Source organism: Bradyrhizobium sp. CSA207, from assembly GCF_029051685.1.
In the GTDB taxonomy this organism is placed as follows: Bacteria; Pseudomonadota; Alphaproteobacteria; order Rhizobiales; family Xanthobacteraceae; genus Bradyrhizobium.
The window spans coordinates 32598-46878 of the sequence record NZ_JAACFT010000012.1 but is presented as its reverse complement, the minus strand read 5'-3'; the positions used below and the strand labels follow the sequence as shown (position 1 = coordinate 46878).

Here is a 14281-nt window from a genome sequence, read left to right as displayed (position 1 = left end):
TAGACAGAGCAAAACAACAACAAGGGAGACGCACCATGAGCAACGACATGGTTCTGCAAAAGCTCGAAGGCGGGCTGCTCACCATCACCATGAACCGGCCGGAGCGCAAGAACGCGCTCAACCCGGACATGGTGCGCGGGCTGGTCGAGGCGGCGCGGCGCGCGGCTGACGATCCGGAGGTGCGCGCGGTGCTGTTCAAGGGCGCCGGCGGCTCCTTCTGCGTCGGCGGCGACGTCAAGTCGATGGCGGAGGGCCGCGCGCCACTGCCGTTCGAGCAAAAGCTTGCCAATTTGCGCCGCGGCATGGAGGTCTCGCGCATCCTGCACCAGATGCCAAAACCGGTGGTGGCGCAGCTCGATGGCGCCGCGGCCGGCGCCGGCCTGTCGATGGCGCTGTCCTGCGACCTGCGCATCGCTAGCGAATCCTGCAAGATCACGACGGCGTTTGCGAAAGTTGGTTTCTCCGGCGATTACGGCGGCACCTATTTCTTGACTCAGCTGCTCGGTAGCGCACGGGCGCGCGAGCTGTATCTGACCTCGCCCGTGCTCACCGCCAAGGAAGCGCATGCGATCGGCATGGTGACCAGGGTCGTGCCTGATGCCGAGATCGACGCGGCCGCGCATGAACTGGCGCTGTCGCTGGCCCAGGGCCCGTCGATCGCGCTCGGCTTTATCAAGCGCAACATCAACAATGCCGAGCATCTGGCGCTGGAGGATTGCTTCGACGGCGAGGCGATCCACCACACCCGCTGCGGCGACACCGAGGATCACAAGGAGGCCGCAAAAGCCTTCGTCGAGAAGCGCAAGCCCACCTTCAAGGGCGCATGACGATGGCGCCCTATGTGCGGCTGCGGCAGATCTGTCTGGTCGCGCCGCAGCTCGAGCCCGTGATCTCGGACATCGCAGGGATCATGGGCCTCGCGGTCTGCTATCGCGACGGCAATGTCGCAAAGTATGGCCTCGAGAACGCGCTGCTGCCGGTCGACACGATTTTGCTGGAAGTGGTCGCGCCGTTCAGGGACGGCACCACGGCCGGCCGCTTCATCGAGAAGACCGGCGGCCGCGGCGGCTATATGGCGATCTTCTGCTGCAATGATCCCGATCAGCGCGGGCGCAACGCGAACGCCATGGGCGTGCGCACCGCCAACGTCATCGACCACGCGCCCTATCACGGCGTGCAGCTGCACCCCCGCGATTGCCGCGCCGCCTTCATCGAATTCAACCACACGGATGGCAGCGACGACATTCTGGGCCCGTATCCGCCGGCGGGGTCGGACTGGCAAAAGTTCATCCGCAAGGACGTGACGCAGGCGCTGACCGGTGTGGAGATGCAGAGCCCGGATCCGATCGGGCTGGCGGAGCATTGGGGCAAGATCATTGGCGTGGCGCCGACGGCGGTGGCAGGTGAGACAGAGCTGAAGCTGCCCAATGCGAGCTTTCGCTTCGTGAAGGGTGGCAGCGAAATCATGAGTACACTCGAGTTCCGTGTCGCCGATGTGGCGAGCGTGCTGCATGCGGCGAAGGCGAAGGGGCATGCGGTGGCGGGCAATGAGTTCCTGCTAGGCGGGGTGACGTTCCGCATTGGGGCGTAACGATCGTTGATGCCCTGCTGATGGGCGGGGTTAAACCCTCTCCCCTTGTGGGAGAGGGTGGCTGCGCGAAGCGCAGCCGGGTGAGGGGTCTCTCTCCGCGCATGAACTGCTTCAGTAGAGCATGCGGAGGCAACCCCTCATCCGGCGCTTCGCGCCACCTTCTCCCACAAGGGGAGAAGGAAGAAAGGAGTCACCGTCCCCTGAAGTTTGCCGCCCTTCGTTCTTCCGTGGCCTTCACGCCTTCCTTGAAATCCTCGGTCGCGCGCAACCTGGTCTGTTCCTCGAGCTCGTGATTGGTCGCGGCCATGACGCGGTCGGCTAGACCCGCTCGCATCGTGGCGCGGGTGGAGACGAGGCCGAGCGGGGAGCATTCGGCGATCTCGCCGGCGAGCTTCATCGCCGCCGCCTTTACCTGGTCCTGCGGCACCAGCTCGTTGGCGAGGCCCCATTTATAAGCTTCCTCACCGGTGACGCGGCGGCTGGTGTAGAACATCAGCTCGGCGTTGTTCTTGCCGATCAGCTCAGGCAGCGTCACGGTCAGGCCGAAGCCGGGATGGAAACCGAGTTTTGTAAAATTCGCGGAGAAGCGCGCCTCGGGGCAGGTGACGCGGAAATCCGCCGACACCGCCAGGCCCAAGCCGCCGCCGATGGCAGCGCCCTGCACGGCGGCGACGATCGGCTTCTTGGCGCGGAAGATGCGCACGGCCTGGATGTAGAGATGGTTGATGGGGCCGAGGCTGTCGGCCGGGTCTCCCTTTGCAGTCTTCTCGGCCTCGCGCGCCTCCTGCGCCTGCCGTGCCGGGTCGCCGAAATTGGCGCCGGCGCAGAAGGCCTTGCCTTGCGCCGACAGCACAGAACTCCGGATCTCGATGTCGCGGTCGAACTCGTCGAGCGCGTCCGCGATCTGGTTGATCAGCGAAATGTCGAAGAAGTTGAGCGGCGGCCTGCGGATCTCGATGGTGCCGACGTGCCCGACCTTCTCGACGCCGATATCCGTATATGTGCTCATGTGGCCTCCTGTATCTCGATCTGTCCGTAGCGAAGAACCACCTCTCCGGGAGGGAGAGGTAGGCGTGTAGCGCCGGGGTGAGGGGCTGCGGTCCCTCGATAGAGCGTAACCCCTCACCCGATTTGCTCGAGCAAATCGACCTCTCCCTATGGGAGAGGTGAACGGAGCGAGTGGCCGGCGGGGTGATCTCATCGGCGCTAGCGCAGGCCAAGTCCGCGCGCGATGATGCCGCGCAGCACTTCGGTGGTGCCGCCCTGGATGGTGAGTTTCGGTGCGGTCTTGATGGCGAAGTCGAGCTGTCGCTCCAGCGTCTCGCGGTTGGTCGCGGTCTCCTCGACGAAGGCGGCGAGATCGCGCACACGGTGCGGCAGCTGCTGCTCCCAGACCGTGCCGATGTCCTTGACGATTGACGCCTCCACCACCGGCTCCATGCCAGCCTGCAGCATGCCGGCGACCGACACCGACATGCGCCGCATGGTGTGGAGCTGCGCCACCAGGCGGCCGATGCCTTCGGCGCTGCGCGTATCCGGATTGGAGCCGACCGCGCGGACGAGCTCGGTCAGCACGTAATAAGTTTCGAGGAAACGCTCCGGACCCGAGCGCTCATAGGCGAGCTCGCTCGTCGCCTGCTTCCAGGCGCCGTCGACTTCGCCGAGCACGTGATCGTCGGGCACGAAGAAGTCGGTGAAGACGACCTCGTTGAACTCGTACTGGCCGGTGATCTGGCCGATCGGGTTCACCTGGATGCCCGGCTGCTTCATCTTGACCAGGAACTGGGTCAGGCCGTGGCGGCGGTTCTCCTTGGTCGGCTGCGACGTGCGGAAAATCGCGATCATGTAGTCGGCAATGTGCGCCGACGACGTCCAGATCTTGGTGCCGTTGATGAGATAGCCGCCGTCGGTCTTGGTCGCGCGCGTCTTGGCGGCGAACAGGTCCGAGCCGGAGTTCGGCTCGCTCATGCCGATGGCAAAGCAGATTTCGCCGCGGCAGATGCGCGGCAGGATGTCCATCTTGATGTGCTCGGGGGCGTATTTCAAAAGCACCGGCCCGCTCTGGCGGTCGGCGACGAAGAAGCGCCGCGTGGGCGCATTCGCGACGCGCATCTCCTCGGTCACCACATAACGTTCGAGGAACGAGCGCTCCTGGCCGCCGTATTTTTTCGGCCATGTCATCCCCAGCCAGCCCTTGGCGCCGACCCGACGGGAAAATTCGGGCGCGTCGGTGTCCTCGCGGTTGGGTTTGTGCGGATCGAAAGTGCCGGCGGCGATTTCTTCGGCGAGGAAGGCGCGCACTTCCTTGCGCAATTGCTCGCATTCTTCGGGAAGGCGGATCGGATCGAAACGGAGGGCAGCGGTCATTGGTCTGTCGTCCCCTGATCAGCGCGACGCCACGAGCGGCCACAATTCGTCGGCGCCGCGATTGGCAACCAGCCTGCCGAGCTCGACAGCCCAGTGGCTTTCGGAACCGAAATCGTCGCGCCAGGCCAGCGCCCGCAGCGAATAGCGGTGCAGGATGTGCTCGATGGTGAAGCCGATCGCGCCGTGCACCTGGTGCGCGATGGCGCCGCCTTTTTCCGCAGCTTCCGCGCAGCGAATCTTTGCGGAGGCGGCTTCGAGGTAAACTTCGTCGTCGAAGGACTTTGCGCTGGCGATCGCATCGGCCGCCGATGTCGCAGCCGCCAGCGCCGCGGCGGACTCGCCGGCAAGGCGCGCGAGGTTGTGCTGCACCGCCTGGAATTTCGAGATCTTCTTCTCGAAGGCGACGCGCTCGTTGGAATAGCGCACGGAGATGTCGAGCATCGCTTCCAGCGCGCCCGCGATCTGAAGGCTGCGCGCGACGCCGCCCATCAGCATCAGGGTGGTCGGCTCAAAGCCCTTCGGGGCGGACTTGATGGCGACGGGCTGCACCTTGTCGAGCGTGACGGTGTCGCTGTGATCGTAGCCGACATTGAGCCCGGGTTCGATCCGCACTCTTGTTGCGTCGACCAGCGCAATCGAGACGCCGTCCTTGCCATGCGCCAGCACGGCAAAATGCTTGGCCGCTTTCGCAAACGGCACGCCGCGGGCGCGGCCCGAGAGTGCGCCGTCGGCGTCGAGTGCTATGCGATCCTTCGGGCTCGCCGGCAGCACCGTCATCTCGCCCTCCGGCGAAGCGATCTTCGCTTGCGCCAGCAGCCAGCCCGCCAGCATGGTCTCGGCCAGCGGAACTGCGATCGCAAAGCGGCCGGCGGCGTTCAGAAGGGCAAAGCCGTCGGCAAGGCTCGCACCGGAGCCGCCGAGGTCGTCAGGCACCCAGGACAGCGGCAGGCCGGCCTCGCTCAGCGCCTGCCACAGCGGCGCTCGCCACGCGTCCTTCTTGTCGTTGTTGATTTCTTGCGGATCGGCGAGATCGGCGAAGATTTTTTCCGCGGTCTCGACGACGATATTGTCACTCTCCGCCACAGCGTTCCCCGTGTTGTACCATTGGCGCATCCGGCCGATTGGGCCGCCGCGCGGTCTCTTCTTGCGCCCGATGATCGGAAAAAGCCATGGTCCTGACAAGCGTTGATCGCAGGTCCATCTGCGGCGCCGGCATGGGCGAAGGACCATTCCGTAGTAATTCCGCTTAGCGGAGTTTGCTCGATTTGCAGGGCGCGCCAAACTCGCTAAACAAGGCGGCGATACTCAACAAGGGGAAGGAAATCCGGATGGCAAAGGACGGCTTGTGCGCAATCGTGACGGGGTCCGCATCCGGGCTTGGCGCGGCGACCGCGAACATTCTCGCGCGGAGCGGGGCGCGGCTCGTCATCAACTATTCCTCGAGCCAGAAGGAGGCCGAGGCAACGGCTGAGGCCTGCCGCAAGGCTGGCGCCGCGGACGTTCTGGTTGCGCAGGGCGATGTCTCGCGCGACGAGGACTGCCGCAAGATCGTGGCTGCCGCCGCGCCCTGGGGCCGGCTCGACGTGCTCGTCAACAATGCCGGCACCACCAAGCACGTCGCCCATGCCGACCTCGACGGATTGTCGGCGGAAGATTTTCAGCGATTGTACGGCGTCAACACCATCGGCCCGTTCCAGATGGTGCGCGCCGCGCGCAGCCTGCTGGAGGCCGGTGCGAAGGCGTCGGGGCGGCCGTCAGCCGTGGTCAACATCTCCTCGGTTGCCGGCATCAGCGGCGTCGGCTCGTCGATCGCCTATGCGGCGAGCAAGGGTGCGCTCAACACCATGACGCTGTCGCTGTCGCGTGCGCTGGCGCCGCTGATCCGCGTCAACACGGTGTGCCCCGGCTATATCGACACGCCCTGGTTCACCAAGGGCCGCGGCGAGGCGGGTGCAAAGCAGGTGCGCGACAGCGTGGTGGCGAAGGTGCCGCTGAAGGTCGCATCAACTGCCGACGACATCGCACAGCTCGTCTGCTTCCTGGCGATGCCGGCCTCCAGCAACATGACCGGCGAGGTCGTGCGTATGGATGCCGGGATGCATTTGATTGCGTGAGATCGCGCTCCGCTAGCGCGACAAACACAACCGTCGTCCCGGCGAAGGCCGGGACCCATAACCACAGGCCGTAATTGTAGTGCGAAGTCGGCAATTGCCAATCTTCGCCAAACCAAATTCGGTGGCTATGGATCCCGGCCTTCGCCGGGACGACACCGAATTTGTCGATGGGCCACACCGCAATGCGACTGTGGGCTACCCCTTGATCACGCCGCTCGCGACTAGCCGGTGCCAGATGAACAGTACCACCACGGCGCCGATGGTGGCCATGATGAATCCAGCGCCCTGGTCGGGGCCGTAGTGGCCGATGGCCTGGCCGATGAACGTCGCCAGGAATGCGCCGACGATGCCGAGGATGGTGGTCAGGATGAAGCCGCTCGGATTGTTCGGTCCCGGCGCGAGCCAGCGCGCGATGAGGCCGGCGACGAAGCCGACGACGATGATCCACAACAGGCCGCCCATGCTCATGTCAGTGCTCCCCTCGCTTTGACTAAAATCAGACTCTGCCCGAGATCTCTTGCTCGGTCGGCAGCCGTCCGTCCGGCGTCAGATGGTCGATCACCTGCGGCAGATACTGGCTGAGGCCGGAGAGCAGTTCCTCGCGCGACAGGCCGCTCTGGGCCGACAGGCTTTCGATCTGGTCGGCGCCGAGTGCGTTGGCGAGATCGTTGGGTGCGATCTCCTTGTTCTGGCCCTTGCCGACCCAGGTGCTCGCGGTTTCACCGTGACCGCTCTGCTGGAGCTGGTTGAGGAGATCGCCGAGCCCGCCGCTCAGCACGCTGCCGGCCGCGCCGCCCGCGAGCAGGCCGCCGAGACCACCCTTCAGCAGGTCACCGAGACCGCCGCCGGCGCCCGCATTCACCGCCGGGGGGAGGTGCGTCGGTGTCGGTGCCGGAGACGGCTGCGGTGCGCTGCCGGATTGGTTGCCGCTCAAATGCTTGAATGCCTTCCAGGCGAGCAGGCCGAGGATCGCCATGGTCATGGGCGACATGCCGCCGCTGGATGAGGATTGAGAACTCGGCGCGCTTGGGCCGCGCGGGCCGTTCTGCATGCCGTTGAGGACGTCGAGCAAACCCATGGCGTTCTCCTGCCGGTAACAAGCCCCGTTCGAAAACATATGAGGCTCTCATGACGGTTACAAGGCGATTGCGCCGCAACCGCGGGAATGGGCAGCGGGTGTTTGCTCTGCTATCGAGGGCGGGTCATTTCGGGAGCGTGGCCAGGTGAATACGGATCGACCGATCGTGGTGGCTGGCGCGGGCGCCATCGGCTGTCTCGTCGGCGGCATGCTGGCGGCCGGCGGTCGCCGCGTCGCGCTGCTGGTGCGGCCGCGGGTGAAGACCGAGATCGAGCGGTTCGGCCTGCGGCTCACCGACTTCGACGGCTCCGAAAGGAAGCTCAGCACCGGCCAGCTCGCGCTGTCGGAGGATCCCGCGATCTTCCACAGCGCCGGCATCGTGCTGGTCACGGTGAAAAGCGCCAATACAGCTGAAGTCGCGGATCAAATCGCGCACCATGCGCCGGAGGATGCAGTCATCGTGTCCTTGCAAAACGGCATCGGCAATGTTGCGGTTCTGCGCGAGCGCCTCGGCGGCCGGCGCGTGCTCGCCGGCATGGTGCCGTTCAACGTGATCGCCATGGGCGAGGGCCGCTTCCATCGTTCGACCTCCGGCGACATTCATATCGGGGAAGACGAGGCGAATACGGCCGCTGCGCTCTCGGTGCCCGGTCTCACGATGCGCGCGAGCCGCGACATCACCGGCGTGCAATGGGGCAAGCTGATCATCAATTTGAACAACGCGCTCAGCGCCTTGTCCGACATGCCGCTGGCCGCGCAACTGGCGAACCGCGACTGGCGAAAATTGTTCGCCGACCAGATGGCGGAGGGGCTGGCCGCATTGAAGACCGCCGGCATCAATCCGGTGTCGGCGACGCCGATCCCCATGTCCTGGACGCCGACCTTGCTGAGATTGCCTGACGCGATTTTCAACCTGATCCTGGGGCGGACCATGAAGATCGACCCCGAGGCGCGTTCCTCGATGTGGCAGGACCTGAAGCAGGGCCGCAAGACCGAGATCGACTATCTCCAGGGCGCGGTCATCGCGCTGGCCGAACAGAACGACGTCGCTGTGCCGCTGATGCGCCGTATTGTTGCGCTGATCAAGCAGGCCGAAGCTGCGGGGAATGGCCCCCCGCGTCTGACGCCGCGGCAGATCCGGGGGTAGCGCTTGAGCACGACGGGAGAGAGCGCGATGAGGCGTTGTTTGATGACCGGGCTCGCTTTGGCGGCCCTTTGCGGCGCTTCCACGTTCGCGGCGGCAAGGCCGCCGACCGTCATGAACTCTCCCGGCTACGACGCGCGACTGCAGGAGAGTCGGAAGACGCTGGGCGGATCAACAACGACAGCAGCGCCGATCACCCCGCCGGTGGTGACGCCCAAGCGAAGCAAGAAGAAGCGCACGAACTGAGGCCACGCTCTCCGCCGTCGCTCCAGCTCTCCACCGGGACGACTGCGCGGATGGTTTAGTGCAAATCTCCATCCAACTCGTCATTGCGAGCGCAGCGAAGCGATCCAGAATCCGTCCGCGGAGAGGCTCTGGATTGCTTCGCTGCGCTCGCAATGACGCCTGTGGCCGCCGCTCAGCCCTTCTTCGCCGGCTTGCTCGGCGTCGGGTTGAACAGCTTCTTCAGGTCGTTCAAGCTTTCCGACAATCGCGGCCATTCGCAGGAGAATGAGCCCTTGATGCAGGGTGCGCCCTTGGGTCGCGATCGCGCGTCGCCGGCCACCGCCTGCTGGACTTTCGGCCGTTCGACCGGCACGGGCACCGGCACGCGCGCGACCTCGGTTCGCAACGCGACTTGCTGGAGCTGTTGCTGCTCCTGCTGCTCGCGCTGCTGCCGCGCGGCCGCTTCCGCCACATTGCTGCGGCGCTGGTTGGCGAGATAGGCGGTGTAGGATTCGTCGATCTTCTTCTGCTCCTCCGGCGTCGGATTGGGCCCGGCGATGTCGAAGGTGCGATCCTGGAGGAAGTCGTAATAGCTGTAGCCGCCGCCCGCCTTGCGCCGCCCGGCGAACTTGGCATTGCACTCGGCAAGCGCGGCCGTCTTCTCGGCCTTGGTCGCGGCTTTCTCGGCGGCGTCGGCGCATTCCTCGAAATCGACCGGCGCCCGCTTCCACCATTGGGCGTGGGCATGCGGCGTCGTCAGCAGAAATCCTGCTGCGGCAACGAGAGGCAGCGCCGCACGACGCGATGCAGACACGGACGACATTCTACGAGAGCATTCCTTGCAAAACTCAACCCGGACTGAGTCGGGCCTGATTTTTGCCCGTTTATCGCCGGCTTGTCACCCGTGGAACCCCTCAATTTCCGGTCTGTGTTGCTGACATTTTTTGCTTGACGTGGCTCGGGAGTCACAGCGCCGGGCCGGCCGGCTGTTACACTTCGTCCTGCAAACGCCTCATACTGAGGTGACGCCAAGAAGACGAAGTGGAAACGCCTGATGCTGCTGCCCCTGTCCGACGTGCCGCGCTGGTACGCAGAACGCAAGCCGCAAGGCACGATCGCCGTCCGCCACGGGCAGGACACGCTGACATGGGATGAGCTCGAGCGCGGTGCGAACCGGCGCGCGCAGGCGTTTGCCGCCAAGGGCGTGAAGCCCGGCGATTTCGCCGCAATCGGATTGCCGAACGGCAACGCATTTTTCGAGACCAGCTTTGCGGTGTGGAAATGCGGTGCGACGCCGACCTCGCTGTCATGGCGGCTGCCGCGCGGCGAAGCCGCCGCCGTGCTCGATATTTTGAAGCCGGCGCTGGTGGTCGGCGGCGAGGCCGACTGGAATGCGCCGAACCGCCTGCCTGCGGATTTCGCGCCGGATGGATTTTCGGACGAGCCGCTCACCCCGCCGGTGGCGCGCTACTGGAAAGCCATGACCAGCGGCGGCTCGACCGGCCGGCCGAAAGTGATTCTCGATCACCAGCCGGCGGTGACCGACACCGTCGCTGCGCCGCCGCTCAACATCCCCGTCGGCGCCTCGCTGCTCAATCCGGGCCCGCTCTACCACAATGCGCCGTTCATCCTGTCGCACTACGCGCTGTTCGCCGGCGGCAAGCTGACCGGTCTCGTCAAGTTCGATGCCGAAGAGACGCTGCGCCTGATCGAGCGCGAGCGCGTGCAATGGGTCAATTTCGTTCCGACCATGATGCACCGGATCTGGGCACTGCCGGAGAACGTGCGCAACGCCTACGATGTGTCGAGCTTGCAGACCGTGTTCCACATGGCAGCTCCGATGCCGCCCTGGCTGAAGGAGAACTGGATCGCCTGGCTCGGACCGGAGCGGATCTGGGAGCTGTATGGCGGCACTGAGCGGCAGGGCGCCTGCGTCATTTCGGGCACGGAATGGCTGGCGCACAAGGGCTCGGTCGGCAAGATCGGCGAGACGGCGAAGCTGCGCATCATTGGCGAGGACGGCAACGACGTCGCGCCGGGCGAGACCGGCGAGATCTATTTCCTCAACAATGACGGCACGGATGCCACCTATCACTATCTCGGCGCCGAGCCGAAGCGTCGCGCCGATGGCTGGGAGTCGCTCGGCGATATCGGCAGGCTGGATGCCGAAGGTTATCTCTATCTCGGCGATCGCCTCGCCGACATGGTGCTGCGCGGCGGCGCCAATATCTATCCGGCCGAAGTCGAGGCCGCGGTCTCCGCCGCTCCCGGCGTCCGCTCCTGCGTGGTGGTGGGATTGCCCGATCCGGAGTTCGGTCAGCGCGTGCACGCCATCATCGAACCCGAGCCCGGCGCAGACGGGCAGGCGATCGCCGATAGCATGGCCGAATTTCCTCAAGGACAGGCTCAGCCGCTACAAGCATCCTGAGAGCTTTGAGATCGTCAGCGCCCCGCCGCGCGATGATTCCGGAAAAGTTCGCCGCACGCTGTTGCGCGACGAGCGCGCGGCGTGGATGAAGGAGGGGCGGGCATTCCGCATCACGCCGTCCAAGGCGCAGGCGCACGTCGACTAAGAGACATCACGGAAGGACTGGAGTTTCATGACCGTTACCATCGCTGCGAACAGCGTGCCGAAGCCGCCGGCCGATATGATCGAGGGATTCAGGAACGCGCCGACCTCGATTATTTCCGATAATCTCGCCCGGCTGCCCGGCGCGGTGGGGCTAAAGCCCCAACATCGCAGCGGCAAGCTGGTGGGGACGGCCTTCACGGTGCGCACCCGTCCCGGCGACAATCTCGCGATCCACCGCGCGCTCGAGCTGGTCGGGCCCGGCGACGTCATCGTGGTCGATGGCGGCGGCGACGAGACCCGGGCGCTGGTCGGCGAGATCATGAAGAACATCGCGCAGTGGCGCAAAGCGGAAGGCTATGTGATCGACGGCGCGATCCGGGACGTCGCGGCCTTCGCTGCGGACGACTTTCCCTGCTTTGCCCGCGCGGTGATCCACCGCGGTCCCTACAAGAACGGTCCCGGCGAGATCAACGTGCCTGTTACGATCGGCGGCAGCGTGATCTCGCCCGGTGACATCGTGGTGGGCGACGAGGACGGCGTGGTGTCGTTTCCCGCTGCGACCGCCGCAAGCCTGCTGGAAGCGGTGCGCGCCCAGATCGTGCGCGAGGAGGAGACCCTGAAGGCGATCCGCGAGGGCCGCTATCAGGGCTCTTATGGAAAATCATAATCAAATCAGGGCAGCGCCGACCGCGATTCGATCGCGACGCCGCTCAAGGAGACGGCAGAAGATGACCGCGCTGCTTGAGGATACGAACGCGTTCGAGACGTTCTTCGACAAGCAGGTCAGCTGTTGGGGCCAGGTCGTGCGACAACAATATCAGGACACGACAGCCTCTTCCCGGGATTGCCATCCCAGGTCCGGGTGCGCTCGCGCGGGCTTGAGCGTCAGAGCATCTTGCCGACGATCTTTGTCATATCTGCTGCCGAAAACGCGCGCAGCGTTTCGGTGCGGACATTGCCGAGTGCGCTGAGACTAAGGCTGAGCGACATCGCGGCAGCCTCATCCGGAGCCTCGAGAACGGTTACAATGTCATACCGTCCTTGCGTCCAGGCGATCTCTTTCACAGTCACGCCGAACGTTTTGGCCATCTCCTTGAAGGCCTCGGCCCGCTTCGGCGAGTCCTTGACATTCCGGACTCCCTGATCAGTGAAGTTTCCCAGCACGACATAGGTTACCATGGTCGTCCTCCCTGGTTAGAACCCAGATAGAATTCTCGCTTGAGGAAACCGCGCCGAGTTTGCCACAGCGGCCGAGATAGCGCTACTTGCGCGTTGGGAGCGTCAGTGGATGTGACTTATTTGGTCAGGACAACTTCGGTCGGGACAATGGCCGGGCAAAACTGAGCTCATGACCATCGAGGTCAGTGAGATGAAAGTAGCGCTCGCCCCATTCGGCATCGCGTGGCGTGGTGCTCGGCTGCCATCCCGCTGCCAGCGCGCGTTCGTAGATCGCGTCGACGTCGGCGACGTAGAAGATGACGCGCCCCCACCAGGACCAGCGCTTGTCCGGCTGCACAGTCAGATTGAGATAACCCGTGCCGGCGCGAAAGCTCGTGAACGGGGCAGCCTCACCGCCGTGCAGGATCTCGAATCCGAGCGAGCGGTAGAACTGCACGGCACGGCGCATGTCGTGGATGGCGAGAGTGATGGCGCTGATGCCCTCGATCATGATGGCGGCTCCTAACCAGAGTTTGGGCTCGGAGCCGATTGTACAGCCGCCAAGTGCAGGTTGACGATGAGCCGAGCGGCAGATTGCCGGCCGGCCTTGCGGCTGGCGAACTGCATCCTGCTCTGCTATGAGGGGGCCGAACCCGCCGAGCGGGTTCCGCGGTCCCGTAGCTCAGCCGGATAGAGCGACGGTTTCCTAAACCGTAGGTCGGAAGTTCGAGTCTTCCCGGGATCGCCAGATTGCTCGCCATTTTCTCATGCGCAATCGTCGCTGTTTGCCGCGCTCGTCGGCGCAAAAATTGCTAGAACCGAAAGGCTTCCTTCCTTGCTGGCCCGGCTGACATGCCGACCGCGCCACACTGCCCCATCCGGAGACGACAATGCCTTTCGACTTGATCCTGCGCGGCGGCCGTGTGATCGACCCGTCCCAGAAGCTCGATGCCGTGCTGGACGTCGCCTTTGCCGGCGGCAAGGTCGCTGCGGTGGGCAGCGGGCTCAGGGCCGATCCTGCCACCGAGGTGCGCGACGTCTCGCAGCTGATCGTGACGCCGGGACTGATCGATCTGCACACCCACGTCTATTGGGGCGGCACCTCGCTCGGCATCGATGCCGAGGAGTTTTGCCGCACCTCCGGCGTCACCACCGCGGTCGATACCGGCAGCGCCGGCCCCGGCAACTTTGCCGGGTTCCGCAAGCACGTGATCGAGCCGAGCCAGGTCCGCATCCTCGCCTATCTGCACGTCTCCCATGCCGGCATCTTCGGCTTCTCGCACCGGATCATGGTCGGCGAGAGCGAGGAGTTGCGGCTGATGAATCCGATCGATGCAGCCAAGGTGGCGGATGCCAACCGCGACCTCATCGTCGGCATCAAGGTGCGCGTCGGCCTGCACGCCTCGGGCACGTCGGGGATCGTGCCGCTCGATATCGCGCTCGAGGTCGCAAATGAGGTCGGCATGCCCTTGATGGCGCATATCGACCACCCGCCGCCGAGCTATGAGGAGGTGCTGGCACGACTGCGCCCCGGCGACGTGCTCACCCATGCTTTCCGGCCCTTCCCGAACACGCCGGCGACCGCGCAAGGGACGGTGAAGAGGGCAGCGCTGGACGCGCGCGAGCGCGGCGTGCTGTTCGACATCGGCCACGGCAAGGGCTCGTTCGCGTTCAAGACCGCGCGCGCGATGCTCGCCAACGGATTTTATCCGGACACAATTTCCTCCGACATCCACCTGCTCTGCATCGACGGCCCGGCCTACGACCAGGTGACGACCATGTCGAAATTCCTGTGCATGGGCATGAAGCTCTCGGATGTGATTGCCGCATCGACTGTGAACGCGGCCATGGCGGTGCGGCGTCCCGAACTCGGCAGCCTCAAGCCGGGCTGCGTCGGCGACGCCACGCTGATCTCGGTGAGGGAAGGCCAGTTCGATTATGAGGACGTCGTCGGCGAGCATCTGATCGGCGACCGCAAGATCGTCTCCGAAGGTGTCGTCATCGGCGGTCGCTGGTGGCATCCGAAATAGCG

At 64.9% G+C, this 14281-nt stretch carries 15 protein-coding genes, 1 tRNA gene and 1 pseudogene; 9 read left to right on the top strand and 8 right to left on the bottom strand.

All coding sequences use genetic code 11. The features are described from left to right. Nucleotides 1-35: 35 nt before the first annotated feature. Nucleotides 36-827 carry an enoyl-CoA hydratase gene (locus GWG65_RS15260; RefSeq protein WP_275196384.1) on the top strand — a complete coding sequence of 264 codons (792 nt, stop codon included), beginning with the start codon at nucleotides 36-38 and terminating at the stop codon, nucleotides 825-827. A gap of 2 nt (nucleotides 828-829) precedes the next feature. After that, a complete protein-coding gene (locus tag GWG65_RS15255; protein ID WP_275196533.1) occupies nucleotides 830-1591 on the top strand; it encodes a hypothetical protein in 762 nt (253 codons plus the stop codon). A gap of 190 nt (nucleotides 1592-1781) precedes the next feature. Here the strand turns inward: GWG65_RS15255 and GWG65_RS15250 are convergent, their stop codons facing one another. The 3 genes from GWG65_RS15250 to GWG65_RS15240 all read right to left on the bottom strand — a co-directional run bounded on the left by GWG65_RS15250 (nucleotide 1782) and on the right by GWG65_RS15240 (nucleotide 5041). After that, nucleotides 1782-2600, bottom strand: a complete 819-nt coding sequence (locus GWG65_RS15250; RefSeq protein WP_275196383.1) for an enoyl-CoA hydratase/isomerase family protein — start codon at nucleotides 2598-2600, stop codon at nucleotides 1782-1784. 197 nt (nucleotides 2601-2797) lie between these two features. Then, complete coding sequence (locus GWG65_RS15245; protein ID WP_275196382.1) at nucleotides 2798-3958, bottom strand: acyl-CoA dehydrogenase family protein; 1161 nt, start codon at nucleotides 3956-3958, stop codon at nucleotides 2798-2800. Between the two features lie 18 nt (nucleotides 3959-3976). Then, the gene (locus GWG65_RS15240; protein WP_275196381.1) at nucleotides 3977-5041 is read right to left on the bottom strand and encodes an acyl-CoA dehydrogenase family protein; all 1065 of its coding nucleotides are present in this window, start codon (nucleotides 5039-5041) and stop codon (nucleotides 3977-3979) included. 245 nt (nucleotides 5042-5286) lie between these two features. Between GWG65_RS15240 and GWG65_RS15235 the strand changes: the two genes are divergently transcribed. Beyond that, entirely contained in the window at nucleotides 5287-6072 is a 786-nt protein-coding gene (locus tag GWG65_RS15235) for an SDR family oxidoreductase (protein ID WP_275196380.1), read from the top strand. 195 nt (nucleotides 6073-6267) lie between these two features. Here the strand turns inward: GWG65_RS15235 and GWG65_RS15230 are convergent, their stop codons facing one another. Together GWG65_RS15230 and GWG65_RS15225 are read right to left on the bottom strand one after the other, a co-directional pair. Further along, a complete protein-coding gene (locus GWG65_RS15230; RefSeq protein WP_212303528.1) occupies nucleotides 6268-6540 on the bottom strand; it encodes a GlsB/YeaQ/YmgE family stress response membrane protein in 273 nt (90 codons plus the stop codon). A gap of 28 nt (nucleotides 6541-6568) precedes the next feature. Then, on the bottom strand, nucleotides 6569-7150 hold the full coding sequence (locus GWG65_RS15225) for a YidB family protein (protein WP_275196379.1): 582 nt from the start codon (nucleotides 7148-7150) through the stop codon (nucleotides 6569-6571). 145 nt (nucleotides 7151-7295) lie between these two features. On the opposite strand from GWG65_RS15225, the gene GWG65_RS15220 reads away from it, so the two are divergent. Beyond that, nucleotides 7296-8297, top strand: a complete 1002-nt coding sequence (locus GWG65_RS15220) for a 2-dehydropantoate 2-reductase (protein WP_275196378.1) — start codon at nucleotides 7296-7298, stop codon at nucleotides 8295-8297. Between the two features lie 27 nt (nucleotides 8298-8324). After that, on the top strand, nucleotides 8325-8540 hold the full coding sequence (locus GWG65_RS15215; protein WP_275196532.1) for a hypothetical protein: 216 nt from the start codon (nucleotides 8325-8327) through the stop codon (nucleotides 8538-8540). A gap of 172 nt (nucleotides 8541-8712) precedes the next feature. Here the strand turns inward: GWG65_RS15215 and GWG65_RS15210 are convergent, their stop codons facing one another. After that, the gene (locus tag GWG65_RS15210) at nucleotides 8713-9342 is read right to left on the bottom strand and encodes a hypothetical protein (protein WP_275196377.1); all 630 of its coding nucleotides are present in this window, start codon (nucleotides 9340-9342) and stop codon (nucleotides 8713-8715) included. 231 nt (nucleotides 9343-9573) lie between these two features. On the opposite strand from GWG65_RS15210, the pseudogene GWG65_RS15205 reads away from it, so the two are divergent. Together GWG65_RS15205 and GWG65_RS15200 are read left to right on the top strand one after the other, a co-directional pair. Next, nucleotides 9574-11092 (top strand): annotated as a pseudogene (locus GWG65_RS15205) (AMP-binding protein). A 27-nt stretch (nucleotides 11093-11119) separates the two neighbouring features. Next, a complete protein-coding gene (locus GWG65_RS15200) occupies nucleotides 11120-11758 on the top strand; it encodes an RraA family protein (RefSeq protein ID WP_275196376.1) in 639 nt (212 codons plus the stop codon). Between the two features lie 218 nt (nucleotides 11759-11976). Here the strand turns inward: GWG65_RS15200 and GWG65_RS15195 are convergent, their stop codons facing one another. Continuing rightward, nucleotides 11977-12270, bottom strand: coding sequence for a GYD domain-containing protein (locus GWG65_RS15195; RefSeq protein WP_275196375.1), 294 nt, complete (start codon nucleotides 12268-12270; stop codon nucleotides 11977-11979). Nucleotides 12271-12394: 124 nt separating this feature from the next. Beyond that, entirely contained in the window at nucleotides 12395-12760 is a 366-nt protein-coding gene (locus GWG65_RS15190; protein WP_275196374.1) for a VOC family protein, read from the bottom strand. A 160-nt stretch (nucleotides 12761-12920) separates the two neighbouring features. On the opposite strand from GWG65_RS15190, the gene GWG65_RS15185 reads away from it, so the two are divergent. Together GWG65_RS15185 and GWG65_RS15180 are read left to right on the top strand one after the other, a co-directional pair. Next, a tRNA-Arg gene (locus tag GWG65_RS15185) sits at nucleotides 12921-12997 on the top strand. Between the two features lie 142 nt (nucleotides 12998-13139). Next, the gene (locus GWG65_RS15180; RefSeq protein WP_275196373.1) at nucleotides 13140-14279 is read left to right on the top strand and encodes an amidohydrolase/deacetylase family metallohydrolase; all 1140 of its coding nucleotides are present in this window, start codon (nucleotides 13140-13142) and stop codon (nucleotides 14277-14279) included. Nucleotides 14280-14281: the final 2 nt, after the last annotated feature.

Coding starts and splice junctions, on each gene's coding strand:
- GWG65_RS15260 (WP_275196384.1), top strand. CDS start 36: ATGAGCAACGACATGGTTCTGCAAAAGCTCGAAGGCGGGCTGCTCACC.
- GWG65_RS15255 (WP_275196533.1), top strand. CDS start 830: ATGGCGCCCTATGTGCGGCTGCGGCAGATCTGTCTGGTCGCGCCGCAG.
- GWG65_RS15250 (WP_275196383.1), bottom strand. CDS start 2,600: ATGAGCACATATACGGATATCGGCGTCGAGAAGGTCGGGCACGTCGGC.
- GWG65_RS15245 (WP_275196382.1), bottom strand. CDS start 3,958: ATGACCGCTGCCCTCCGTTTCGATCCGATCCGCCTTCCCGAAGAATGC.
- GWG65_RS15235 (WP_275196380.1), top strand. CDS start 5,287: ATGGCAAAGGACGGCTTGTGCGCAATCGTGACGGGGTCCGCATCCGGG.
- GWG65_RS15230 (WP_212303528.1), bottom strand. CDS start 6,540: ATGAGCATGGGCGGCCTGTTGTGGATCATCGTCGTCGGCTTCGTCGCC.
- GWG65_RS15225 (WP_275196379.1), bottom strand. CDS start 7,150: ATGGGTTTGCTCGACGTCCTCAACGGCATGCAGAACGGCCCGCGCGGC.
- GWG65_RS15215 (WP_275196532.1), top strand. CDS start 8,325: ATGAGGCGTTGTTTGATGACCGGGCTCGCTTTGGCGGCCCTTTGCGGC.
- GWG65_RS15210 (WP_275196377.1), bottom strand. CDS start 9,342: ATGTCGTCCGTGTCTGCATCGCGTCGTGCGGCGCTGCCTCTCGTTGCC.
- GWG65_RS15200 (WP_275196376.1), top strand. CDS start 11,120: ATGACCGTTACCATCGCTGCGAACAGCGTGCCGAAGCCGCCGGCCGAT.
- GWG65_RS15195 (WP_275196375.1), bottom strand. CDS start 12,270: ATGGTAACCTATGTCGTGCTGGGAAACTTCACTGATCAGGGAGTCCGG.
- GWG65_RS15190 (WP_275196374.1), bottom strand. CDS start 12,760: ATGATCGAGGGCATCAGCGCCATCACTCTCGCCATCCACGACATGCGC.
- GWG65_RS15180 (WP_275196373.1), top strand. CDS start 13,140: ATGCCTTTCGACTTGATCCTGCGCGGCGGCCGTGTGATCGACCCGTCC.